Annotated in this window: 17 protein-coding genes and 1 tRNA gene; 10 read left to right on the forward strand and 8 right to left on the reverse strand. The window is 66.2% G+C overall.

Annotated features, from left to right (window positions below; translation table 11 throughout):
- Window positions 1-10: 10 nt before the first annotated feature.
- Window positions 11-1,807: a methyl-accepting chemotaxis protein gene (locus V2L18_RS17845; RefSeq protein WP_336179655.1), complete on the reverse strand. Its 1,797-nt coding sequence runs from the start codon at window positions 1,805-1,807 to the stop codon at window positions 11-13.
- 634 nt (window positions 1,808-2,441) lie between these two features.
- Here V2L18_RS17845 and rpiA point away from each other — a divergent pair.
- The 5 genes from rpiA (at window position 2,442) to V2L18_RS17870 (ending at window position 6,824) form a co-directional block, all read left to right on the forward strand.
- Window positions 2,442-3,155: a ribose-5-phosphate isomerase RpiA gene (rpiA, locus tag V2L18_RS17850; protein WP_336179656.1), complete on the forward strand. Its 714-nt coding sequence runs from the start codon at window positions 2,442-2,444 to the stop codon at window positions 3,153-3,155.
- Window positions 3,156-3,166: 11 nt separating this feature from the next.
- Window positions 3,167-3,727, forward strand: coding sequence for a DUF2059 domain-containing protein (locus V2L18_RS17855; protein ID WP_336179657.1), 561 nt, complete (start codon window positions 3,167-3,169; stop codon window positions 3,725-3,727).
- A gap of 264 nt (window positions 3,728-3,991) precedes the next feature.
- Window positions 3,992-5,380 (forward strand): glutathione-disulfide reductase, encoded by a 1,389-nt coding sequence (gene gor, locus V2L18_RS17860; protein ID WP_336179658.1) that lies wholly within the window; start codon window positions 3,992-3,994, stop codon window positions 5,378-5,380.
- Window positions 5,381-5,534: 154 nt separating this feature from the next.
- Window positions 5,535-6,215, forward strand: coding sequence for a phosphoglycolate phosphatase (gene gph, locus V2L18_RS17865; protein WP_336179659.1), 681 nt, complete (start codon window positions 5,535-5,537; stop codon window positions 6,213-6,215).
- 201 nt (window positions 6,216-6,416) lie between these two features.
- A complete protein-coding gene (locus V2L18_RS17870; RefSeq protein ID WP_336179660.1) occupies window positions 6,417-6,824 on the forward strand; it encodes a D-Ala-D-Ala carboxypeptidase family metallohydrolase in 408 nt (135 codons plus the stop codon).
- A gap of 79 nt (window positions 6,825-6,903) precedes the next feature.
- On the opposite strand, the gene V2L18_RS17875 is transcribed toward V2L18_RS17870, so the two are convergent.
- The gene (locus tag V2L18_RS17875) at window positions 6,904-8,082 is read right to left on the reverse strand and encodes an alpha/beta fold hydrolase (protein WP_336179661.1); all 1,179 of its coding nucleotides are present in this window, start codon (window positions 8,080-8,082) and stop codon (window positions 6,904-6,906) included.
- Window positions 8,083-8,283: 201 nt separating this feature from the next.
- On the opposite strand from V2L18_RS17875, the gene V2L18_RS17880 reads away from it, so the two are divergent.
- On the forward strand, window positions 8,284-9,270 hold the full coding sequence (locus V2L18_RS17880) for an AraC family transcriptional regulator ligand-binding domain-containing protein (protein WP_336179662.1): 987 nt from the start codon (window positions 8,284-8,286) through the stop codon (window positions 9,268-9,270).
- Window positions 9,271-9,402: 132 nt separating this feature from the next.
- On the opposite strand, the gene V2L18_RS17885 is transcribed toward V2L18_RS17880, so the two are convergent.
- Window positions 9,403-9,477: transfer RNA gene (locus V2L18_RS17885), tRNA-Val, on the reverse strand.
- Between the two features lie 363 nt (window positions 9,478-9,840).
- On the opposite strand from V2L18_RS17885, the gene V2L18_RS17890 reads away from it, so the two are divergent.
- Window positions 9,841-12,147 (forward strand): xanthine dehydrogenase family protein molybdopterin-binding subunit, encoded by a 2,307-nt coding sequence (locus V2L18_RS17890; protein WP_336179663.1) that lies wholly within the window; start codon window positions 9,841-9,843, stop codon window positions 12,145-12,147.
- 647 nt (window positions 12,148-12,794) lie between these two features.
- Here the strand turns inward: V2L18_RS17890 and leuD are convergent.
- From leuD to V2L18_RS17915, 5 genes are all read right to left on the reverse strand, one after another.
- Window positions 12,795-13,400: a 3-isopropylmalate dehydratase small subunit gene (gene leuD / locus V2L18_RS17895; RefSeq protein WP_336179664.1), complete on the reverse strand. Its 606-nt coding sequence runs from the start codon at window positions 13,398-13,400 to the stop codon at window positions 12,795-12,797.
- Window positions 13,401-13,445: 45 nt separating this feature from the next.
- Complete coding sequence (gene argC / locus V2L18_RS17900; protein WP_336179665.1) at window positions 13,446-14,387, reverse strand: N-acetyl-gamma-glutamyl-phosphate reductase; 942 nt, start codon at window positions 14,385-14,387, stop codon at window positions 13,446-13,448.
- A gap of 125 nt (window positions 14,388-14,512) precedes the next feature.
- Window positions 14,513-14,830, reverse strand: a complete 318-nt coding sequence (locus V2L18_RS17905) for a type II toxin-antitoxin system RelE/ParE family toxin (protein WP_336179666.1) — start codon at window positions 14,828-14,830, stop codon at window positions 14,513-14,515.
- Window positions 14,820-15,062, reverse strand: coding sequence for a type II toxin-antitoxin system ParD family antitoxin (locus tag V2L18_RS17910; protein WP_336179667.1), 243 nt, complete (start codon window positions 15,060-15,062; stop codon window positions 14,820-14,822). The genes V2L18_RS17905 and V2L18_RS17910 overlap by 11 nt, the downstream gene beginning before the upstream one ends.
- A gap of 112 nt (window positions 15,063-15,174) precedes the next feature.
- Window positions 15,175-15,756 (reverse strand): peroxidase-related enzyme, encoded by a 582-nt coding sequence (locus V2L18_RS17915; protein WP_336179782.1) that lies wholly within the window; start codon window positions 15,754-15,756, stop codon window positions 15,175-15,177.
- Between the two features lie 354 nt (window positions 15,757-16,110).
- Here V2L18_RS17915 and V2L18_RS17920 point away from each other — a divergent pair, with 354 nt between their 5' ends.
- From V2L18_RS17920 to V2L18_RS17930, 3 genes are all read left to right on the forward strand, one after another.
- Window positions 16,111-20,961, forward strand: coding sequence for an NAD-glutamate dehydrogenase (locus tag V2L18_RS17920; RefSeq protein ID WP_336179668.1), 4,851 nt, complete (start codon window positions 16,111-16,113; stop codon window positions 20,959-20,961).
- A 406-nt stretch (window positions 20,962-21,367) separates the two neighbouring features.
- Window positions 21,368-22,699 carry an MFS transporter gene (locus V2L18_RS17925; RefSeq protein ID WP_336179669.1) on the forward strand — a complete coding sequence of 444 codons (1,332 nt, stop codon included), beginning with the start codon at window positions 21,368-21,370 and terminating at the stop codon, window positions 22,697-22,699.
- Window positions 22,700-23,002: 303 nt separating this feature from the next.
- Window positions 23,003-23,272 (forward strand): hypothetical protein, encoded by a 270-nt coding sequence (locus V2L18_RS17930; RefSeq protein ID WP_336179670.1) that lies wholly within the window; start codon window positions 23,003-23,005, stop codon window positions 23,270-23,272.
- Window position 23,273 lies beyond the last annotated feature (1 nt).

Genomic DNA, 23,273 nt, shown 5'->3' on the forward strand with positions numbered 1-23,273 from the left:
CTCGTCGCCCTCAGAGTTTGTACGCGGTGCGGAAGCCGCCCCAGTGGCGGCCGAAGACGTGCAGCGGCACGTCGATCTCGCGCATCCACACGATCTGGCCGTTGCCCATGTCGCGCGGATAGGACTGGATAAGGAAGGGCCGCGTGTTGCGCGCCGCGCAAAGGCCGGCGCGGTCGTCGAAGATGCGGCGGTTGCGGCAATTGGCGGCGTTCCAGGCCGGATCGTCCGGTTTTTGCGGGTGGGAATAGATGCGGTTGTGCACCGGCAGGTAGCCGTTGCGGTCGACCGCCACGCAAAAGGTCATGCCGCGTCCCCTGGAGGCCTCCAGCAGCTGTTCCTGCACCGGCGTCAGGATCTCTTCCAGAACCGGCAGGGCCCGCGTGGTGACCTGCTGCGGATTGCTGTCGGGCACCGGCTTGTAATTGGTGTCGTAAAGCGCATCGAGCGAAAGCCGGCCGGATTGCACGGCCTCGCTCAGGGCCGCCTCGATCCGTGCGGCGGTCTCCTTCGCGGCGCTGATGAAGCCCTCGTTTTCCGATTTGACCCGCGCGATCAGCCTTTCGAGCCCGGCGCGCGTCGCCTCGTCCAGGTCGGCGAAGGCGCAATGCAGGCCCAGCGCGCTCGACCCGACGACGGTGACCGGCAGCCGGCCCACTTCCGGCAGCACGAGCACGGCGCGCGTGCCCACTGCGACCGGACGCGTCTGCGACACCTTCAGCAGCGTGCCGCCTTCGGAAATGTCCAGCGTGTTGACGGCAAGCTCGAGACCCGCGCCCTCCAGCCGGCCTTTCAGGTCCACCGGAAAGCGGTCGTGCCGGCGGCGGTTGCCGGCCTCGGTCTGGCGGATCAGCATCGTGAAGCGGGTGGAAAGCGCCTCGGTCAGCCCCGTCATGCGATTGCTCGCCTCGGTGATACGGGAGCCGGTTTCATCCGCCGCATCGGTCGCGGCCGAGATCGCGGCAACGCGTTCGGAAACCTCGCGCACGAAATCCGCCGTCATGTGGGCGGACCGGCCGATCTCGTCGGTGGTGGCGACCTGTTCCTCAACCGCACCGGCGACCGCGACGAAGCTCGGACGGATCTCGTCGATGACGCCGATGACCCGGTTGACCGCCTCGATGGAGCCTTCCGCGGTCACCTGCAGCTGCGAGATGTTGGAGCTGATCTCGTCGGTCGCACGCTGGGTCTGTTCGGAGAGCTGCTTCACCTCGTTGGCGACGACGGCGAAGCCCTTGCCGGCCTCGCCCGCGCGCGCCGCTTCGATGGTGGCGTTGAGCGCCAGAAGGTTGGTCTGCTTGGCCACCGCGGAAATCATCGAGACCACGTCCGCGATCTTCTGCACCGCCTCGCGCAACTCGTTGACGCCGTCATTCGCCTCCGACGCGATGCCGCCGGCCTTTTCGGCGAGCGTGGTCGTGGAGGCGACCTGCGCGCCGATCTCGCGGCTCGTCTTGGTCAGTTCCTCGATCGCCTCGGCGAGCTGGGAGGCGTTGGCGTTGGCCTCCTCGGAGCGCGCGGAAAGCTGGCCGGTGTCGGCGCGGATGCCGGAGATGATCCGGGTCTGACCGTCGATCTCGTCCTTGACCGCGCCGGCGCTGGAGACGATGGAACGTGCGGCGACCGCGAGATCGGCCTCAATGAGGTCGAAGGTTTCCGAAATGTCGGCTGCGTGCATGGACGATCCGCCCGCATCGTCGGGCAGCCGCACGACATCGGCATCATCCTGCTGCGCCTCGGCAGGAGCGGTCTCCCTGCCCTGCATCCGCCTTCGGGCGAAGCCTGGAAAACCGAATGCGCGCGAAGCCATCTTTGTCTCCTGAGACGGAAGGGCAGGTCATGAATGCCAGCATATTCCGCGCCAATCATGAACTCTTGGTTAACTGTAAATATTACTCATGCGGGAAACACATATAAGACATGCAAGCGAACCCCATAATTCTTTAATATTTTAATTTTTGCTGCAGCGCGAAACGGCGAAGAAGCTTACTCGGGATGATATCCCTCGATTTTGTGCCAATTGCCGTAGAGACAGCGTGACTTGCGGCGGACCGGAGCCCAATGACGAAAGCTTGAACGCAAAAGCTCAGGCGGCCGGCGCGGGAATCGCCTGTGCGCGATGCGGTGCGTCCAATGGCGCCCGGACGGGGCGCGGCGTGCAGGAGAAATGGCGGCGAAGCGCGCGCGGGCAGACGTGCCGCCTTGTGCGCAAGATCTTCAACAAGCCATTCAAACTGTGGCCTGACCGGGCCTGCCATGCTATTCAGCCGCCGACGCCGTTTTTCAGCGTCGTCAAAAAGCCAGAATCCGGCTTCACCCGGACGCGACCGCAATGCGAGGCGCGGATGCCGGGTGGAGCCCTTTTGCCTGATCCGCCAATGCTCGCCCGCCACGGTGCGGAGCGTTCCGGGACTGCCCGGCGCGGCGGATAGCGTGGAGGTGAAATGAGCGACGAGTTGAAGCGCGCATCGGCCCTGGCGGCGCTTGAGGAAGTGCGGTCGGGCATGCGGCTTGGGATCGGCACCGGCTCGACGGCCGAGTTCTTCGTGCGCGCCCTGGCGGAGAAGGTGGCCGGCGGGCTCGATATCGTCGGCGTGCCGACCTCGGAGCGCACGGCGGCGCTCGCCCGCGAGCTCGGCGTTCCGCTGACCACGCTCGACGAGACGCCTGAACTGGATCTGACGGTGGACGGGGCCGACGAACTCGATGCCCGGCTGCAGCTCATCAAGGGCGGCGGCGCGGCGCTCCTGCGCGAAAAGATCGTGGCGGCCGCCTCCCGGCGCATGGTGGTGATCGCCGACGACAGCAAGTTCGTGGAGACGCTCGGCCGTTTTCCGCTGCCGATCGAGGTGATGCCCTTCGGCCTGGAAGCCACCCGGCGCGCCGTGGTGAAGGTGGCGGATGCGCTGTCTCTCAAGGGCGACGTCGTGCTGCGCAAGGCCGCTGACGGTTCCCCGCTGGTGACCGACGGCGGACACTACATTCTTGATGCCCATTGGAGCCGGCTTCCGGATGCGTCCGGTCTGGCCGACCGCCTCGCCGCCATTCCCGGCGTGGTGGAACACGGACTTTTCATCGGCCTGGCCAAGGCCGCCTACGTGGCGGGCCCTTCCGGCGTGCGCCAGATCGCGGTCGCGACGGCCGACGAGACGAACTAACGGAGAAAGACATGACGCGTTCGATCCATTCCTGCCTGACGGGCGGCCTCGCCGCCGTCACGCTTGCCGCAAGCCTGGCCTTCGCCGCGCCCGCCATGGCGCAGACCCAGAATCAGAATTCCGGCAACGCGGCTGCCGGCGACCAGGAAACCTTCACCAAGGAACATCTGGCCGCCGCGCGCGCCGCGATCGAGGGCGGCAACGCCTTCCGTTCCTTCGACGACATCCTGCCGGTGATCGCCGACAAGACCCGTACCCTGTTCATCCGCACCAACCCTTCCGCCACCAAGGTGATCGACGAGGTGACGAACGAGGTTGCGCTGAAGCTCGCCAACCGCCGTCCGGAACTCGACCGCACGATCATGGAAGTGTGGGCGCGCCGCTTCTCCACCGAGGAGCTGAACGAGATCGCCGCCTTCTACCAGTCGCCGGTCGGCAAGAAGTTCGCCAAGCTCGGGCCCGAGCTGACGGCTCTGTCCATCGGTGCGGCCAAGCAGTGGGGCGACGTGATCTCCACCGAGATGGTGACGCGCGTGCGCGAAGAGCTGAACAAGCGCGGCTATCAGTTCTGATTTCGCGCCCAGCGTGGGCCGGATGGGGGCAGGGCTGGAAATCGGGCCGGTCGCCGCTGGCGGCCGATAACTTGATGTGGCCGCCGCAGGGCAGGTCCGATGGCATGACGGGGCCGCCGCTGGCGGCCGGGTTGCTCGTCTCCTATGTCTAAAACATGTGTCGTGCGGACCGGCATCGACCGCCGGTTCTTGCAGAGCGCACGTGTCTTGAGAATGCGCCGGCCGAATTCGTCGCGCGGCGCGGACGTTTGAATGGAGCCGGCAATGGCGGACTATGACTACGACCTCTTTGTGATCGGTGCGGGCTCGGGCGGCGTGCGCGCGGCCCGCATCGCGGCCACCCACGGCGCGCGGGTGGCGATCGCGGAGGAATACCGCTATGGCGGCACCTGCGTCATCCGGGGCTGCGTTCCCAAGAAGCTTCTGGTCTACGCCTCTCAGTATTCGGAGCATTTCGAGGACGCGAAGGGCTTCGGCTGGCACGTCGGCGAGACCTCGTTCGACTGGAAGAAACTGATCGCCAACAAGGATCAGGAGATCGCCCGGCTTGAGGGCATCTACCGGCGCAACCTGGAGCGTTCGGGCGTCGAACTGCACGACACGCGGGCGGAAATCGTCGGCCCGCACGAGGTGCGGCTGAAGGCCGTCAACCGCACGGTCAGCGCGAAATACATCCTCGTGGCGACGGGCGGGCGGCCCTATCTCGACGACACGGTGGAGGGCGTGGAACACACCATCACCTCCAACGAGGCGCTGCATCTTTCCAGCTTCCCCAAGCGCATCGCCATTGCCGGCGGCGGCTACATCGCGGTCGAATTCGCCGGCATCTTCGCAGGCCTTGGCGCGGAGACGACGCTCGTCTATCGCGGCGAGGAGATCCTGCGGGGGTTCGACGACGACCTGCGCACCGCCGTCCATAACGAGATGGAAAAGAAGGGCATCCGCATCCTGTGCGGCGAGGTCTTCACGAAGATCGAGCGCCAGTCCGACGGCAGCCTGAAGGGCCACCTGCGCCAGGGCGCCACGGTGGAGGCGGACCAGATCATGTTCGCCATCGGCCGCAGGCCCAACACCGATGGCCTGGGACTGGAGACGGCCGGCGTGGAGCTGGGCGGCAAGGGCGAGATCAAGGTCGACGAGACTTCGCGCACCAACGTGCCGTCGATCTATGCCATCGGCGATGTCACCGACCGGGTGAACCTGACGCCTGTGGCGATCCGCGAGGGGCACGCTTTTGCCGACACGGTCTTCGGCAAGAGCCCGCGCACGGTGGATCATTCGCTGATCCCGACGGCGGTCTTCTCGCAGCCGGAAATCGGCACCGTCGGGCTGACCGAGCGCGAGGCCTGCGCCGCCTATCCGAATGTCGACGTCTACCGCTCGATCTTCCGCCCCATGCGGCACACGCTGTCGGGCCGCGACGAGAAGATGGTGATGAAGATTCTCGTGGATGCGGACACCGACCGGGTTATCGGCGTGCATGTGCTGGGCCCCGATGCGGGCGAGCTTTCGCAGGTGCTCGGCATCGCGCTGAAGATGGGGGCGACCAAGGCGGACTTCGACGCCACCATGGCGGTGCACCCCACCGCCGCCGAAGAACTCGTCACCATGCGCGAGCCGGCCGAACAGCACCGCCGCGCGGCCGCCGAATAGGGCGGAAGAATCGGTGCGCCCCTGCGGGCGCACCCCTTGCCTTGCCCCTTCTCTTCCCCTCCCCGCGCCCTAGATCCCCGGCGTCTCCGCTTGCGCCACGCCGTCAAACCGGCTAGCCCCGAACTCTCATCCGCGCTTTCCAGGAGTTTTCGCCTTGCCCGCTCCCGTTCTCGTTTTCGATCTCGACGGCACGCTGGTCGACACCGCGCCCGATCTCCTGGCCTCGCTCAACGCCGTGTTGGAGGCGCGCTCCCTCGGGCCCATTCCGATGGAGGGGCTGAACCAGCTCGTCGGTCAGGGCGCGCGGGTGATGCTGCAGCGCGGGTTCGACATGGCGGGCGAGCATCTCGATCCGGCGGAGATGGAAATCCTGTTCAACGCCTTCATCGAGCACTATTCGCAGAATATCGCCGTCGCCAGCCGCCCCTTTCCGGGCGTCGAGGCGGCGCTCGACCGGTTTGCGGAGGCCGGCTGGAAGCTCGCCGTGTGCACCAACAAGCTGGAAGGCCTCGCCCGCCGGCTGCTGGAAGAACTGGACATGACCGCGCGGTTTTCGACCATCGTCGGCGGCGACACCTTCGCCAGGCCAAAGCCCGATGCCATGCCGATCCTGGGCGCGATCGACCGCTCCGGCGGCAGCCCGGCACGCGCGCTGATGGTCGGCGATTCCGTGACCGACATCGACGCGGCGCGCGCCGCGCGCATTCCGGTCGTCGCCGTCGATTTCGGCTACACGCCCGTGCCGGTGAGCGAACTCGGCCCCGACCGGATCATCTCCTCCTTCGACGCGCTTTGGCCGGCCGTCCAGGACCTCGCCAGCGCCACGCCCGCATAAACCGTCCACCCCTATCCACGCCCCTGCCCCCGCCTCAACGCCAAGCGCGCGAAAGCTGAAGCGTTAACCATACTTATCGTTAAAGTTTTAACCGTTCGGCGCGAGCATCCGATCCATCACCGGGGGTCGGAATATTCGTGCGGGGGCGCGAGCAACGCGGGCGCGACGATCCTCATCGCCTCGTCCGCAAGGGTTATTGGTATGGCGTATCCCAGGCGGCTCTCCGTATTGGCCGCAAGCGTTCTCATGATGGTGACGCTTGCCGGCTGCTCCTCGATTCCCGGCTTCGGCTGGCTCGACCAGTCCAACGTCACCTGGAACGATACCAAGTGGTGCGTTCCCGGGTCGCTGAAGCGGGTCGTGGTGCGCGTGTCGGAGCGTTTCGGCCACGTCACGGTGACCTCGACCAAGCGCTGGTGGCTGGAGAACTGGTGGAAGGGCGGCGCGCCGCATTCGCTGCACCGCTCCTGCCGGGCGGTCGATTTCAAGGTCCGCGGCAACCCGGGCAAGGTCATCGCCTTCCTGAAGGCGCAGCGCGAGGTCGGCGGCTACAAGTACTATCCCGGCAGCCACTATCACATCGACAACGGCCGTCGCCGGACGTGGTGAACGGCGAGACGCCGGCCCGGCGATCGATCTTCACGGCGCCCGATGCCGCAAGGACCGATCGTCCGGATCGGCAGGTCCTTCAGCCGAAACGGCGAATGAGCCAGTCGAACACCGTCGCCTGCCAGAGCGTCGCCGCCCCCAGCTGGCAATGCTCTGCGCCGCCGGTCTCCCGCGTGTAGATCACCTTCTCCACCGAACGCGCGTTGATCAATGCGTCGGCGAACTGCTGGACCTGGGTGACGGGGACGAAATGGTCCGCCTCCCCGGCCAGGATGAGCACATCGCCCTTGATCCTGTCGGCGACGCCGGCCAGCGTGAACGGTTTGGTGGCATCGACGAATTCGTCGGCGGTATCCGTTCCAAACACCCAGCAGCCGTTTTCGACCGCCCAGTGGACGCCGGGCAGATCGCGGGCGGCCGGATTGGCCGCCAGCCTGCGAAACGGCTCGCACACCGCGCCGAAATCGTACATCACGTTGAACGAGACGACCCCGTCGATGCGATCGTCGAAGGCGGCGGCGCGTGGCGCCAGATAGCCGCCAAGGCTGATGCCGAGCAGGACGATCCGTTCCGGCTTGGCGAAGGTCGCGGCGAAGTGATCGAGAAGCGCCGAGGTCGGCTTTTCCCATTCGTGCGTGAAATACATGTTCTGTTCGCGCACCAGCCCGCACTGGCCCGGACCTTCGTAGGTCAGCACATTGTAGCCCCGCTCCACCGCGTCCTTGCCGAACATGAAGTAGAGCTCTTCGAGCGTTCCGTCGAAACCGCCGGCGATCACGATGAGCGGCTTGTCCGCTCCGTTTTCAGCCCCGTAGTAGATCGCGTTCAGGTGACCGCTCTCATAAGGGACCGCGAAGCGCTCGTAGCGTACGCCGAGCTTGTCGAGCCCCTCGTTGAAATTGGCGATCTGCCGCTCCCACGCGATTTCGCGGCGCGGGTCCTTCGGCGCGAGAAAGAACTCCGCGGTGCGCCAGTAGCTGTGGGCGCGCTGCCGGGCAAGACCGCTGCTGGTGGCATCGGCGCAGCCTTGCGCAAGAGCCTCGCTGCGCTTCGCGATCCCGGAAAACGCGTCATACCATGCGCCTGCGTCGCCTTCCGGCACATGCGAGATCGCCTGCAGCACCTCGGCAATGTCGGCAGCCCCGGCGGGTGCGTCGCTCAACACCCGCAGCGCCTGGAAATGATACGTCTGGTCATTGAAAAGCCGGGCATTGCCGGTGCGCGCCGCCGCACGATCGTTGATGTCGGTCTCTTGCATGATGTGCTCCTTGTGGCCTTGCAAACACCGAAGAACCGTATCGCCTCACGCGGGCTAAACTTGTGTTTCGGTGCCATTTACTTGATAATCCGCGCCAACATGACGTAACCTCGCCGCGGTTCGAGGACGGAGGCGACAACGCCAATGCACAATCGGGCAGCAACACCGCTATCGTCGGCGTCGTCCCTGAGCCTTCTGGAGATGACGATCGACGCGGCCCGCAAGGCATCGCTGCTGGGGGACGAGGAAGCACGGAAACTGAGTTTCGGACTTCGCCGCTCCGAGCGCTTCGGAAACGAACACGTCGCCGAAGCGGCCTTGCTCGACCTGTGGAAGCGGCTGGAACAGCGCTACGGCGGGCCCGAGGTCGGCGCGCTGGTGGCGCTCAATGCGGACTTCTCGAAACTGGGCCTGCTGGGCGACGTGATCTCGCAAGCGACCTCGGCGGAGGAGATCTATGCCCGGATCGTGCGTTTCAACCGCCTGCTCAATCAGAACACGACGCTGGAACTGAAGGCGACGCCCTCGCGGATATTGCTGTTCTACCATCATCCGCGCGTCACGACGGCCCACAACGCCGCGCTCCACGCGGGGACGATCTGTTCGCTGGGCCTTCTCGCGCTGGTGCCGCGTCGCTTCTTCGATGCGCCGCTGGCACCCGAGGCCGCCTATTTCGCCTGTCCGCCGACAGCAGGCCTGGAGGCTCTGCACGACATCTTCGGCCCCACCTTGCATTTTTCCGCCGAGACGTCGCACATCGAGTTCAACCGCGTCGCCCTGCGCCGGCTGCACCGGGCGGGACAGCCACACATTCTGGGCTACCTTGAGCGTCTTGCGGAGGCCGATCTTGAGCAATTGCCGGCGCGCGGCACGCTCGCGGCCCAGACCCGGCAGTTCATCGGTCAGTCCTTAGCCGGCGGCGCGCCGTCGCACGCAGCGGCGGCACGATCCATGGGCATGTCGGTACGCACGTTCCAGCGGAGCCTGTCCCGCGAGGGGGCGACCTATTCCCGGCTTTTGCAGGAAACGCGCCGCGAACTGGCCGAGCGCCTGCTTGAGAGCGGGCGCTACTCGCTCTCACAGATCACGTATCTGCTGGGCTATTCGGAGCAGGCCGCCTTTTCCCATGCCGCGCGGCGCTGGTTCAAGAAGGCCCCCCGCGCGATGAAGGCCGATCCGCGCGGTTGAAGCGGCGAGATACCGATACGGATAGGTCGGCACACCCGACCCCCGACACAGCATCGCGCCGACGGTCATAAATCCATGAAAACCCGTCAGCGATGCGGGTTTCGGAAAACAGAGCCAAGTGATTGAAACGAATGGTGGGCGATACTGGGATTGAACCAGTGACCTTTCCGGTGTGAACGGAACGCTCTCCCGCTGAGCTAATCGCCCTTGCCGCCAAGGCTGCGTCGGCTGAGGCCGGCTGCGCTTGGTGCGTGGCGGGTTTTTATGGGAGATCAACGCGCGAGGCAAGAGGGGAATTCGACAAGCTGGGGGTAAACTGGAAAACTCCACCCCCACCCCGCGCCTTGCGCCGTCACTCCCCGACGTCACTCTCACCTCGGCCCGGACAATGCTTCGCGGGCGCGCGCCTCCGGCCGGACGCCTCATCGTGCGTTCGGGCAGGCGTGCGGGCAGGACTGCGCTCCATCAGACACATGCCCTCCCGCGCTATACGTCCCCGGGGTCCTGCGTTAAACATGTTGGCGGAGGAGACTTCCCGCACCCACGCATCGCCCGCCAAACGGACCAGCCATGACCAACCCCATGACGACGCCCGATCCGCGATGGATCCGGGAGGAGGACCGCCGTCTCATGACCGGCGGCGGCCGCTACACCGACGATATCCGTTTCGAGCGCGAGGCGCACATGGCCTTCGTGCGCGCGCCGTTTGCCAGCGCCCGCATCGGCGGGCTCGATTGCGCCGCCGCGCGCGAAATGCCCGGCGTCCTCGCCATCCTGACAGGGAAGGACGTGGAGCAGGCCGGTTTCGGCACCATCTCCACCATCGCGCCCGTCAGGCGGGCCGACGGCAGCCCCGCTTTCCAGCCGCCCTATGCCATGATCTGCGCGGAACGCACGCGCTTCGTCGGCGATATCGTCGCGGCCGTGGTGGCGGAAACGGCGGCTCAAGCGGAGGACGCGCGCGAGGCCGTCACCGTCGATTACGAGGACCTTGCCGCGGTCACCGAAGTGCTGGAGGCTGTATCCGAGGGCGCGCCGCGCGTCTGGGACGAGGTGCCGGACAACGTCGCCTATCTCCACCGGGCCGGCGACATGGCCGCCGTGGAGGCCGCCTTCGCCGAGGCCGCGCACACGGTGGAGACCGACCTGCGCATTTCCCGCCTCGTCGCCTCGCCCATCGAGCCGCGCTGCGCCATCGGCCTCCACGATGCGCAGACAGACCGCTACACGCTCCATGTCGGCGTTCAGAACACCCATGCCGTTCGCGACTACACCGCCGGCCTGATGAACATTCCGCCGGAACGGCTGCGGCTCGTCACCGGCGATGTGGGCGGCTCCTTCGGCATGAAGAACGCGCCGCTGCCGGAATACGTGCTTGTGCTGTGGGCCGCACGCCAGCTGGGGCGGCCGGTGCGCTGGCTCTCAAGCCGCAACGAGGCCTTCCAGGGCGATCCCCATGCCCGCGACCAGGCAAGCCATGCCGCGCTGGCGCTCGATGCCGAAGGCCGGTTCCTGGCGCTGAAGGTGACGACGCTCGCCAACCAGGGCGCCTATTTCAGCCGCAACACGCCGACCTCGGCGATCGGCAATGTCGGCGGGCTCGCCGGGGTCTACCGCACGCCGGCGATCGCGGTGGAGGTGCGCGGCGTCCACACCCACACCCAGCCGATCACCCCCTATCGCGGCGCCGGCCGGCCGGAGGCGACCTACATCATCGAGCGGCTGATCGACCTCGCCGCCGCCCGCACCGGCATCGACCGGGTGGATCTTCGCCGCCGCAACATGATCAGCCCGGCCGAAATGCCGTTCAGGACGGGCCTCACCTACACCTATGACAGCGGCGATTTTCCCGCCGTTCTCGACCGTGCGCTCAAGGCCGCCGACTGGGACGGCTTTGCCGCGCGCAAGGCCGAGAGCACGGCACGCGGGCGCCTGCGCGGCATCGGCATCGCCAACCCGATCGAGATCGCCGGCGGCCCCTTCGGCAAGCCGTTTTCCGAATTCGCCGAGGTGCGCTTCGACGAGACGGGCAAGGCCACGGTGCTGATCGGCGGGCAGGATGTCGGCCAGGGCACGCGCTCCACCTTCGCGCAGATGACACTCGACTTCCTGGGCCTTGAGCGCGACCGGCTGGAGATCGTCACCGGCGACACCTACCGCGTGGCCCGCGGCACCGGCACCTTCGGCTCGCGCACCATGGGCTCCGGCGGCACGGCGCTTTTCCGCGCGGCGGAGGAGGTCAAACGCAAGGCGCTGCTGAAGGCCGCCGATCATCTGGAGGCAGCTCCCGAGGATATCGCCTTCGAGGCCGGCGCCTTCCGCATTTCCGGCACAGACCGCTCCGTCAGCCTGCATGCGCTCGCCGCCTCCGATCCGGCGGGGCTTTCGGCGGATGCCTGGGCGGCACCGGAAAACGCCACCTTTCCCAATGGCTGCCACGTCTGCGAAGTCGAAATCGATCCGGAAACGGGCCGCACCGATATCCTCGCCTATACGGTGGTGGACGATGTCGGCACCGTCGTGAACCCGGCGCTGGTCAAGGGCCAGGTCCAGGGCGGCGTCGCGCAAGGCTACGGCCAGGCGGTGGGCGAGGAAGTGGTCTTCGAGGCTGGCACCGGGCAACTCGTCACCGGCTCCTTCATGGATTACCGGATGCCGCGCGCCGACGACCTGCCGGAAATCGAGGTGATCCCGCACGCGGTGCCGACGGCGGTCAATCCGCTGGGCGTCAAGGGCGCCGGCGAGGCGGGAACGGTCGGCGCCCTGCCCTGCGTCGTCTCCGCCATCATGGATGCGCTGTCGTCTCTCGGCATCGACCATATCGACATGCCGGTGACGCCAGAGAAGATCTGGCGCGCGATTTCGGAACGCGGATAGGCGCGGCACGGTTTGGCCGAGAAGGCGGCATCGGTGAAAGGCTGAAACGATCCGGGTTGACGCCGGAGGGATGGGCGCAAAGGCCACGCCGCCAGAATTACCGCCGGATCCACCCCCCATTCGATTGTCATCCCCGCGCAGGCGGGGATCCAGTAACCACAGGATCCAGCTGCGGCGCACAAGCCGCAAACGTCTCTGGAGTGCTGGATTCCCGCCTGCGCGGGAATGACATCGTGCAAGACGGGGATCTGCCCGCGCCCCCAAACAGGCGCCCCGGCACGGACACCGGCGCCAGCACAGGCACAGATCGGGGCATGCGGCCTTCCCCCTCTGTCATGCCCACCGCGCTCCAATTTGAAATCGCGAGGCGACGCTCAATCCCTCCGCCGTCATTGCCCGGCGAAGTCCGGGCAATCCATGGCTGGCCGTGGAATGCCTGGCTTGCACTGGATCACCCGGACAGAGCCGGGTGATGACGGCAGAGGGATCGGAGCGCCAACTGCCGGTCTCACGCAGGGTTCCCGCCCCGTCGCCCCGTCGCCCGCATTGCACCCGCCTTGGTCTCCCGCTTTCTCTGGCGCAAAGAAAAAGCCCCTCCCCCGGCCATCCGGGAAAGGGGCTCATCGTCTCTCAAGGACGCGTGCGTCCTACACCCAGGGGCGCGCCTCTTCCATCTTGTGCTCGAAACCGGCGATGGTCTCGGCGCGCTGCATGGTCTGGCCGATGTCATCGAGGCCGTTCAGCAGGCAGTGCTTGAGGTGCGGGTCGATCTCGAAGGAGATCGTGCCGCCGTCCGGGCCCTTGATCTCCTGGGCTTCAAGATCGACGGTGAGCGTCGCGTTGGAGCCGCGCTCGGCGTCGTCCATCAGCTTTTCCAGCTCGTCTTCCGATACCCGGATCGGCAGAATGCCGTTCTTGAAGCAGTTGTTGTAGAAGATGTCGGCGAACGACGTGGAGATCACGCAGCGGATGCCGAAGTCGAGCAGCGCCCACGGCGCATGCTCGCGCGACGAGCCGCAGCCGAAATTGTCGCCCGCAACCAGGATCTTGGCATTGCGGTAGGCCGGCTGGTTGAGAATGAAATCGGGGTTTTCCGAGCCGTCGTCATTTGTGCGCATCTCGTGGAAGAGTGCCATGCCGAGGCCGGTGCGCTTGATCGTCTTCAGGAACTGCTTGGGGATGATCATGTCGGTGTCGATGTTGATCAGCGGCAGCGGCGCCGCAACACCCGTCAGCGTGGTGAACTTGTCCATTTCGTCCTCTTCTTGCTCCCGAAATCGCCAATTCAGTGCCGGTGCTCAGGCCGCGAGACTTTCCGCCTCGTCGCAGCCGAGCAGCAGGTTCATGTTCTGGACGGCCGCGCCCGAGGCGCCCTTGCCGAGATTGTCGTAGACGGCGACCAGCACCGCCTGCCGGCGCTGATCGTTGCCGAAGACATGCAGCCGCATGCCGTTGGTGCCGTTGAAGCTGCGCGGATCGAGCGCGGGCAGCTTGTCGACCAGCGCCAGCTCCGCCACATCCACGAAGCCGCCGGGCCGGAACCAGGCCCGGATCGCATCGTAGAGCATCGCGACGGTGACGTTGCCCGGCAGCGTCGAGAGCTGCAGCGGCACCATCGTCACCATGCCTTGCGCGTAGTTGCCGACCGACGGCACGAAGACCGGATCGATCCCCATCTTCGAATAGAGCTTCATCTCCGGCAAGTGCTTGTGGTTGAGCGTCAGCCCGTAGGGCGCAAACGGAGCGGGATCGGCAGCGGCCTCATAGGCCTCGATCATCTTGCGCCCGCCACCGGAATAGCCGGAAATCGCGTTGACGGCGAAGGGATAGTCCGCCGGCACCAGCCCGCCCTCGATCAGCGGGCGCACGGTCGCGATCACGCCTTGCGGATAGCAGCCGGGATTGGCGACGCGCTTCGATGCGGCGATGACGCCCGCCTGATCGCCCGACATTTCCGCAAAGCCGTAGGCCCAGGCCGGGTCCACACGATGCGCGGTGGAGGCGTCGATCACGCGGGTGGTGTCGTTGTCGATCAGCGAGACCGATTCCTTCGCCGCGTCATCCGGCAGGCAGAGAATGGCGATGTCTGCGGCGTTCAGAAGCTCCGCGCGCGCGGCCTGTTCCTTGCGCCGCTCCGCCGGCACGGAGAGAAGCTCGATATCGCGGCGCTGGGCCAGACGCTCGCGGATCTGCAGACCCGTTGTGCCGGCTTCGCCATCGATAAAGATCTTCGCGACCATCGTCCCATGCTCCTCAACACCGGCGCCCAGCGGCCGGTTCACATAAACTGCGCTCTCAGCGTCGCGGTTCAATACACGCAATGCGGTCAATTGTCATCCGGGGCGCACGCCCCTGATAACCTGGGTCAGGGCTTCACGCTTGCAAGGACCGAGCGCCAATCCTGCCGGGCGCCAAGCACACGCACAACGGAAATAGAGCCATCGGCATCATCGTAGACGATCAGTTGCGTCCCGTGGACGTGAATGCGCACCGGCGGCCTGAATTCGTCGTAACGCGGCGCCATGGCAGGCATTGCGGCGATGGCGGCGAAAACCCGCATCAGTTCGTCGATGTGGTCATCGGCCTGCCGCTCGGACCAGGTGCGCGCCGTGTAGCGCCAGATTTCCTCCAGATCGTCCTGCGCCCGCGGCGTGAGGCGAACGCCGGGAAGGCTAGCCGGCATCGCGTGAACGCATGCGCGCCTTGAAGGCTTGCGGGTCGAAAGTGACCGGCTCGCCGCTCTCCACACCTTCCGAAATCGCAGCCTGAAGCATGTCCACGGCGGCCTGCCGCTCCTGATCCTTGCGGATCAGATCGCGCACATAGTCGCTCGCATTGCTGTAGCGCCCGTCGGCGCTGCGGCTTTCCACCCACGCCTTCATGGCGTCGGGAAGCGATACGTTCATCGTCGCCATGGTCTCAACCTTCCCCTGACCCCAAAGGCCCGCGCCCTTTCTCCCCCAAGCAAGCAAGATAGCGCAAGTTGCAGGAATGGCAAACTTTGCCATTCCCCTCACCTCGCCCCACTCACCGAGCCATCGAATGATATTCCTCGTTCGGTTTCATGTCGGTCGCGGCCGCGACCCGGTTCGACATGTTGAAGAACCCCGTCACGCTGGCGATGTCCCAGATGTCGCGATCTGAGAACCCTGCGTCGCGCAAACGCTGCCGGTCGGCCTCCACGATCTCCGCCGGCCTCTCCGTCAGCTTCACGGCGAAATCGAGCATGGCACGCTGTTTTTCGCTCAGATCCGCCACCCGGTAGTTCATCACCATCAGTTCGCCGAGCTTCGGATCGCCGGAATATTGCCTGACCGCTGCCCCGTGCGCGGTCAGGCAGTAGAAACAGCGGTTCACGCTTGAGACCGCCACCGCGATCATCTCCCGCTCCAGCTTCGACAGCCTTGATGCCCCCAGCATCAGGTCGTTGTACATGTCGGTGAAGGCCCTGAGCTTCACGTCGTCGAAGGCATAGGCCTTCAACACGTTGGGCACGAGACCCAGCTTTTCCTGGCACTTTTCGAAGTAGCGCGCCGTCGCCTCGCTCACCTCGCAGGCGCCCCCGTTCGCGCCCCCGTCCGTCCCAAGGTCGAGCGCCGTCACGCGCATGTCGAAAGCCTCTGTCATATGGTCCGTCATCTGGGTCCTCCCCCGGGTTTTCTCCGGTGCCGGTTTGCGGTTGCTCGCAAGGAGCTGCGCGACACAAGGATATGTGCGCATGGATCGCCCAACACCTTGCACAAGGAAGCAGAGCATGCCGAAATGACGCAACGGCGGCAATCGACTCGGTCGCAGCACGTAGAACACCGCAGCTTATGCTGAGCGATTTTTTTACAATTCAGAGGCTTAGCTTCGCTGTCGCGGGTTGAACGCGCCCGCGGCCGGACCACATCTTCCGGCAAGCGCCGCGCTCGCGACCCGCTCGACAGGCCAGCAGTCGACGGCTCACAAGAAGGACATCCGATGACGGACCCGAAGGAAACGCGCAAGAGCCAGCTCCTCGACGCCATGCGCCACGAGCTCTCAGGCGGTGTGGATGACGACAGCCTCGCGCGCTATGCACTCGCGCTGTTCAAGCATGCGGCGGCGGAGGACATCGTCTCCTATTCCGCAGGCGAACTCGCGGCCTTCGCCCGCGCCTCCTGGGCCGATTTCGCCACCCGCACGCCGGCGACGCCGCGCATCCGGATCACCAACCCCGTCTTCGACACCGACGCCACCCGCCATCACCACGTCACCGTGATCGAGGTGGTGAACGACAACATGCCGTTCCTGGTCGATTCCATCATGGGCGAGGTCCAGGACAGCGGGCTGGAAGTGCATCTCATGGTGCACCCGATGCTGAACGTGGAACGCGACGCAGCCGGCGCGCTCGTCTCCAGCCACGCCGGCGACAAGGACGCAAGCAGCCACTCGATCCGCGAGAGCATCGTCCACATTCACGTCGCCCGCATCGTGTCGGGCGAGGTGCGCGCCGATCTCGCCCAGCGGCTTGAAAGCGTCGCGCGCAACGTGCGTCTCGCCGTCAACGACTGGCAGCCCATGCGAGAGCGCCTTGCGGAGGCCGTCGAGGGCTACCGCAAGACGCCGCCTCCCGGCGTTCCGAAAGACCAGCTCGATGAGGCGATCGAGTTCCTCGACTGGCTTCAGGACAACAATTTCACCTTCCTCGGCATGCGCATCTACCGCTTCGACGGCGGGGTGGAGACGGGCACGCTGACCCGCGAAAGCGGCACCGGCCTCGGCGTTCTCACCGATCCGGAGGTCTACGTGCTGCGCAAGGGCCGCGAGTTCGTGGTGATGACGCCGGAAATTCGCGAATTCCTGCTGAAACCGCAGCCGCTCATCATCTCCAAGGCCAACGTCAAGAGCCAGGTCCACCGCCGCACGCACATGGACTATATCGGCGTGAAGCTGTTCGAGGATGACGGTCAGCTGGCGGGCGAATTGCGCATCGTCGGCCTCTTCGCCGCCACCATCTACACCGAATCCGTGCGCGCCATCCCCTATCTCGGGCGCAAGGTGCAGCGCTGCCTGGACACCGCCGGCTACGATCCGCACAGCCACTCCGGCCGCGCGCTCGCCAACATTCTGGAAGCCTATCCGCGCGACGAGCTGTTTCAGGTCAACGACGCGCTGCTTCTGGAAAACGCCGAGGCCATTCTCCAGCTGCTGGAGCGTCCGCGCATCCGCATCCTGCCGCGCCGCGACGAGTTCGACCGCTTCGTCTCCATCCTCGCCTTCCTGCCGCGCGACCGCTACAACACCGACGTGCGCATCCGCATCGGCGACTATTTCGCGAACGTCTACGAAGGCCGCGTCTCCGCCTGGTACGTGACCTACCCGGAAGGCCCGCTGGTCCGCGTCCACTTCATCATCGGCCATTACGAGGGCACCACGCCCGATCCCGACCGCGAGGAGCTGGAAAGCGCTGTGGCCGGCATCGTGCGCACCTGGGCCGACGACCTGCACGCCGCGCTCGACAAGGTCTACGAGCCGGAGGAAGCGCGCGCGGTTGCTACCCGCTATCAGGACGCCTTCCAGGCCGGCTACAAGGAAGCCTTCGACGCCTCCACCGCACTCGCCGACATCGCCATCATCGAGGCGCTGAGCCCGGAGCGGCACACGGCCATCGACTTCTACCGCCGCGAGAGCGACGGTGACCACCGCGTGTCGCTCAAGGTCTACCATCACGAGACGCCCATTCCGCTGTCGGCCCGCGTGCCGATGCTGGAAAACATGGGCTTCCGCGTCATCAACGAACGCACCTACCGCATCACGCCGGCCGAAGGGCAGATGTCCTATCTGCACGACCTGACGCTCGATTCGCGGTTCGAGGCGCCGCTCGACCTGCATGACCATCTGCTGAAGCGGCTGGAAGGCCTGTTCATGGCGGTTTGGAGCGGCACCGCGGAAAGCGACGGCTACAACGCGCTGGTGCTCTCGGCCAATCTCGGCTGGCGCGACATCGCCATGCTGCGCGCGCTCTCGCGCTATCTGCGCCAGATCCGGGTGCGCTATTCCGAGGACTACATGTGGGGCACGCTCGGGCGCTACCCGGCTGTCGCGGCGAAGCTCGTGGAGCTCTTCCACACCCGGTTCGACCCCGGCCATTCCGATGCGGATGCCTCGCTCGCCGCGGCCCGCATCGAGCACGAGATAACGGCCGCGCTGGACGAGGTCTCCAGCCTCGACGACGACCGCATCCTGCGCCATTTCCTGGCCGTGATCTCCGCGATGCTGCGCACCAACTTCCACCAGCCGCCGGCCCAGCGCGAACCCGGCGATCCGGACGTGCCCGTCTTCGCCTTCAAGATCGATCCCCACCGCATCGAGGGCATGCCGCAGCCCCGCCCCTTCCGCGAAATCTTCGTCTACAGCCCTCGCGTGGAAGGCCTGCACCTGCGCTTCGGCAAGGTCGCGCGCGGCGGCTTGCGCTGGTCCGACCGGCCGCAGGATTTCCGCACCGAAGTGCTTGGGCTCGTCAAGGCGCAGCAGGTGAAGAACGCGGTCATCGTGCCGGTGGGCGCCAAGGGCGGCTTTGTGCCGAAATGGCTGCCGGCCGGCGGGACGCGCGAAGAAATCTTCGCCGAAGGCACGGCGGCCTACAAGATCTTCGTCTCCACGCTGCTCGACATCACCGACAATCTCGACGGCGACACGGTGGTACCGCCGCCCGACGTCATCCGTCACGACGACGAGGACCCCTATCTGGTGGTGGCCGCGGACAAGGGCACGGCGACGTTCTCCGACACCGCCAACGCGATTTCGCAGGCGCACGGCTTCTGGCTCGGCGATGCCTTCGCCTCCGGCGGCTCGGCCGGCTACGACCACAAGAAGATGGGCATCACCGCGCGCGGCGCCTGGGAGGCGGTCAAGCGCCACTTCCGCGAGATGGACATAGACATCCAGACCACGCCCTTCACCGTCGTCGGCGTCGGCGACATGTCGGGCGACGTGTTCGGCAACGGCATGCTGCTGTCCGAACAGATCCGGCTCGTCGCCGCCTTCGACCATCGCGACATCTTCATCGATCCCGATCCCGACCCGGCGACAAGCTTTGCCGAGCGCAAGCGCCTGTTCGAGATGGGCCGATCCTCGTGGCAGGACTACGACGCCACGAAGATCTCCGCCGGCGGCGGCATCTTCTCCCGCCAGGCGAAGTCGATCGACCTTTCTCCGCAAGCCCAGGCAGCGCTCGGCCTTTCCAAGACGCGCGCGGCGCCCTCGGAGATCATGAGCGCGATCCTGCGGGCAAAGGCCGATCTTCTGTGGTTCGGCGGCATCGGCACCTATGTGCGCGCCACAACCGAGACGGACGCGGATGCGGGCGACCGCGCCAACGACGCCATCCGTGTCACGGCGAAGGAATTGAACTGCAAGGTCATCGGCGAGGGCGCGAACCTCGGCGTCACCCAGAAGGCGCGCATCGAGTACGCCCGCAAGGGCGGGCGCTGCAACTCCGACGCCATCGACAATTCCGCGGGCGTCAACTCCTCCGACATGGAGGTCAACATCAAGATCGCGCTGGGCGCGGCGGTGCGTTCCGGCCGGCTGACGATCCCGGCCCGCAACGAGCTGCTCGCCTCCATGACGGATGAAGTGGCGGAGCTGGTTCTTCGCAACAACTACCTGCAGACGCTGGCGATCTCGCTCTCATCGCTCCGCGGCATGGAGGATTTCGGCTATCAGGCGCGCATGATGCGCCAGCTTGAATCGCAAGGGCTGCTCGACCGCTCGGTCGAATACCTGCCCGACGATCTGACCCTTGAGGACATGGCCAAGACCGGCACGCCCCTGACGCGGCCGGAAATCGGCGTGCTGCTCGCCTATGCCAAGCTGACGCTGCACGACGTGCTGCTTAACTCCGGCGTGCCGGACGACGCCTATCTCGGCAAGGAGCTTTTCCGCTATTTCCCGCCGGAGATGCAGCAGAACTACCACGAGGAGATCGCCGGCCACCGGCTGCGGCGCGAGATCATCTCCACCATGCTGGCGAACTCGATCATCAACCGCGGCGGGCCGACCTTCCTCACCCGCATTGGCGACCAGACCGGCGCGGACGCGGCGCAGATCGCGCAAGCCTTTGCCGCCGTGCGCGGCGCCTACCGGCTGATCGCGCTCAACGGCGAGATCGACACCCTCGACGCAAAGGTGCCGGGCGAAACGCAGCTGGAGCTTTATTCCGCCGTGCAGGACCTGGTGCACGACCAGACCGTCTGGTTCCTGCGCGAGATCTCGTTCGAGGAAGGCATCGAGGCGGTGATCGAGCGCTTCCAGGCGGGCATCGCGCTTCTCTCCCCGCGCCTGCCCGACATCCTGCCCGACGCGCTGCGCACGCGCATCGCCAAACAGGGCCACGAATGGGAACGGGCCGGGGTTCCGGCCTCGCTCGCCAACCGCATCGCGCGGCTCGGCGTCGACGTGATGATCCCCAACATCATCCTGATCGCCGAGCATGCGGGGCGCGCGCCGGAAGAGGTGGCGCCGGTGTTCTTCGACGTCTCCTCCACCTTCCGCATCGGCCGCATCGACGCGCTGGCGCAGGATCTTCACATCTCCGACTACTACGACGGCCTGGCGCTCGACCGCGCCCGCTCAACGCTCGCCGCCGCCCACCGCCGCATCACGGCGGACGTTCTGAAATCGGCCAACGGCAAGATAGACGGCGCAATGGACACCTGGGTCGGCGCGCGCCGCGAGGACGTCGCCCGCACGACGCGCGCGGTAACCGAGATCACCGAGACGGATACGCTGACGGTCTCGAAATTCTCGGTGGCCGCGAGCCTGCTTGGGGATCTCGCACGGGGGTGAGGCCCGCCACACGAGCGGGGCGCGGGGCGTGGGCGCCGGGGATACGACCCGGCCTCCCCTCGTCCGGGGCCGGTCCGGCAATGCGTGGTCAGGCGGGAGCAAGTCGCCCATCCTTCGAGACGCGCCCCGAAGGCGCTCCTCAGGATGACGTTGTGTTTGTTGTTGGCCTCCTCGGAAACATCAACATACTCAACGTCATCCTGAGGAGCGCTCGCAAGAGCGCGTCTCGAAGGATGGGCCGCGCGCACAAATCCCCGCGTTCCGGTTCCGCCGGGCGGGAAAATGATCTAGGGCCTATGCCCTTGAGGAATGCTCCACCCGAGCCGTTACGACGGGAGCGCGCACCCTGACGACAGTTCCAGCCAAACGCAGCAGCGCCTCGCCCGCGGCCCTTGCCTCCTGGGTGATGTTCGACTGGGCCGCCCAGCCCTATTTCACGCTGATCACCACCTTCGTCTTCGCGCCCTATTTCGCCGCCCATCTCGCCGCGACGCCGGCTGAGGGACAAAGCCTGTGGGGCTATGCGACGGGGGCCGCCGGCCTCGTCATCGCGATCGCCTCGCCGGTCTTCGGCGCGGTGGCGGATGCCGCCGGCCGCCGCAAGCCGTGGATCGCCGCCTTCTCGGTGATGCTGATTTGCGGCGCCGGCGCACTGTGGTTCGCCGTGCCCGGTGCGCCCGGCGCCATCGCTATTGCACTCGCCGCCTATGCGTTGGCAAGCCTGGGCGCGGAATTCGCCACCGTCTTCACCAATGCCATGATGCCGGATCTCGTCGGGCCGAAACGCCTCGGCCGGCTTTCCGGCATCGGCTGGGCGACGGGATATCTTGGTGGCTTGTTGAGCCTCGTGGTGGTGCTCGGATTTCTCGCCGCCGATGCGCATACCGGGCGGACCCTGCTCGGCCACCTGCCCGCCTTCGGGCTCGATCCCGCCACCTTCGCGGGCGACCGCGCGTCGGGGCCGCTCACCGCGCTGTGGTATCTCGTCTTCGTGGCGCCGCTCTTCGTCTTCGTGCCCGATACGGCGCGCAGAATGCCCGTCCGCCGTGCCATGGGGCTCGGGGTGACGCGTCTCGTCTCAAGCCTCGTCCGGGCGCGAAAGGACAGAACCCTGTGGCTGTTCCTCGCCGCCTCCATGGGCTACCGCGATGCGCTGACCGCACTCTTCGCCTTCGGCGGCATCTATGCCGCCGGCCAGCTCGGCTGGCAGACCATGCAGATCGGCCTGTTCGGCATCCTGCTGACGATCACGGGCACGGCCGGTGCGCTTGCCGGCGGCGTTCTCGACGACAGGCTGGGGCCGAAGCCGGTGCTGGTCGGGGCGATGGCGATCCTGATCGGCTGCTGCCTGGCCATCGTCTCCATCGACCGGGACACGATCCTCTTCGTCATCGATGTCGCTCCGCCTGAGCCGGGCCGTCTCTTCGCCTCGGCACCGGAAATGCTCTATCTGGTGCTGGGCGGGCTGATCGGAGCGGCCGCCGGGCCGTTGCAGGCCGCCTCGCGCACGCTGCTCGTCCATCTCGCTCCGCCGGATCGCATCACCGAGACCTTCGGCCTCTACGCCTTCGCCGGCAAGGCGACGAGCTTCATCGGCCCGGTCTCCGTGGCGCTCGTCACCTCCGTCTCGGGCAGCCAGCGCATCGGCATCTCGGCCATCATCGTGCTGTTCGCGGCGGGTGCCGTGCTGCTGGCCAAAGTGCCGGCGCGGCGCGCGGCGCAGGACGAGGCTCTTTAATCGAGACGGGAGCGTTTCGGCCGAAGGGGCCGGATGCGAGATGCGAGATGAAAGCAAGCCGCCCATCCTTCGAGACGGCGCTACCGCGCCTCCTCAGGATGACGTTGAGTGTGTTGCTGGTTCAACGGAGGCTTCAACACGGACAACGTCATCCTGAGGAGGCCTGACAAGGCCGTCTCGAAGGATGGGCCGCAGGCACAAATCCCCCCGATCCGGTTGCCCCCCGAACCACGAAGCGATCTAGGCTCTCGCAAAGCGAGTCCTGTTCTTTTCATACTTGTCTTATTTCGGGGGAAGACCGTCATGACCGCACTGTTGCGCATCATTCTTGCCGGCCTGATCGCCGTTGCTGCCTTGCCGGGCACGCCGGTGGAAGCCGCGAAGCTTTCCAAGGCCGAACAGCGCGCGTCGTGCGAGAAGGCGAAGAAGGCCGGCAACTACGACACGCCGGACGGACGCGCCGTGGCCAAGGTCCGGTGCAATCCGAACCTGCCCTTTCACAATACCTTCTGGAAGGAACGCGCCCGCCAGTATGAATGCCTGCGCAAGACGGGCGCGCTGTGCAAGCGATAGG

Origin of the sequence: Breoghania sp. JC706 (assembly GCF_037026715.1) — a bacterium.
Classification (GTDB): Bacteria; Pseudomonadota; Alphaproteobacteria; order Rhizobiales; family Stappiaceae; genus Breoghania.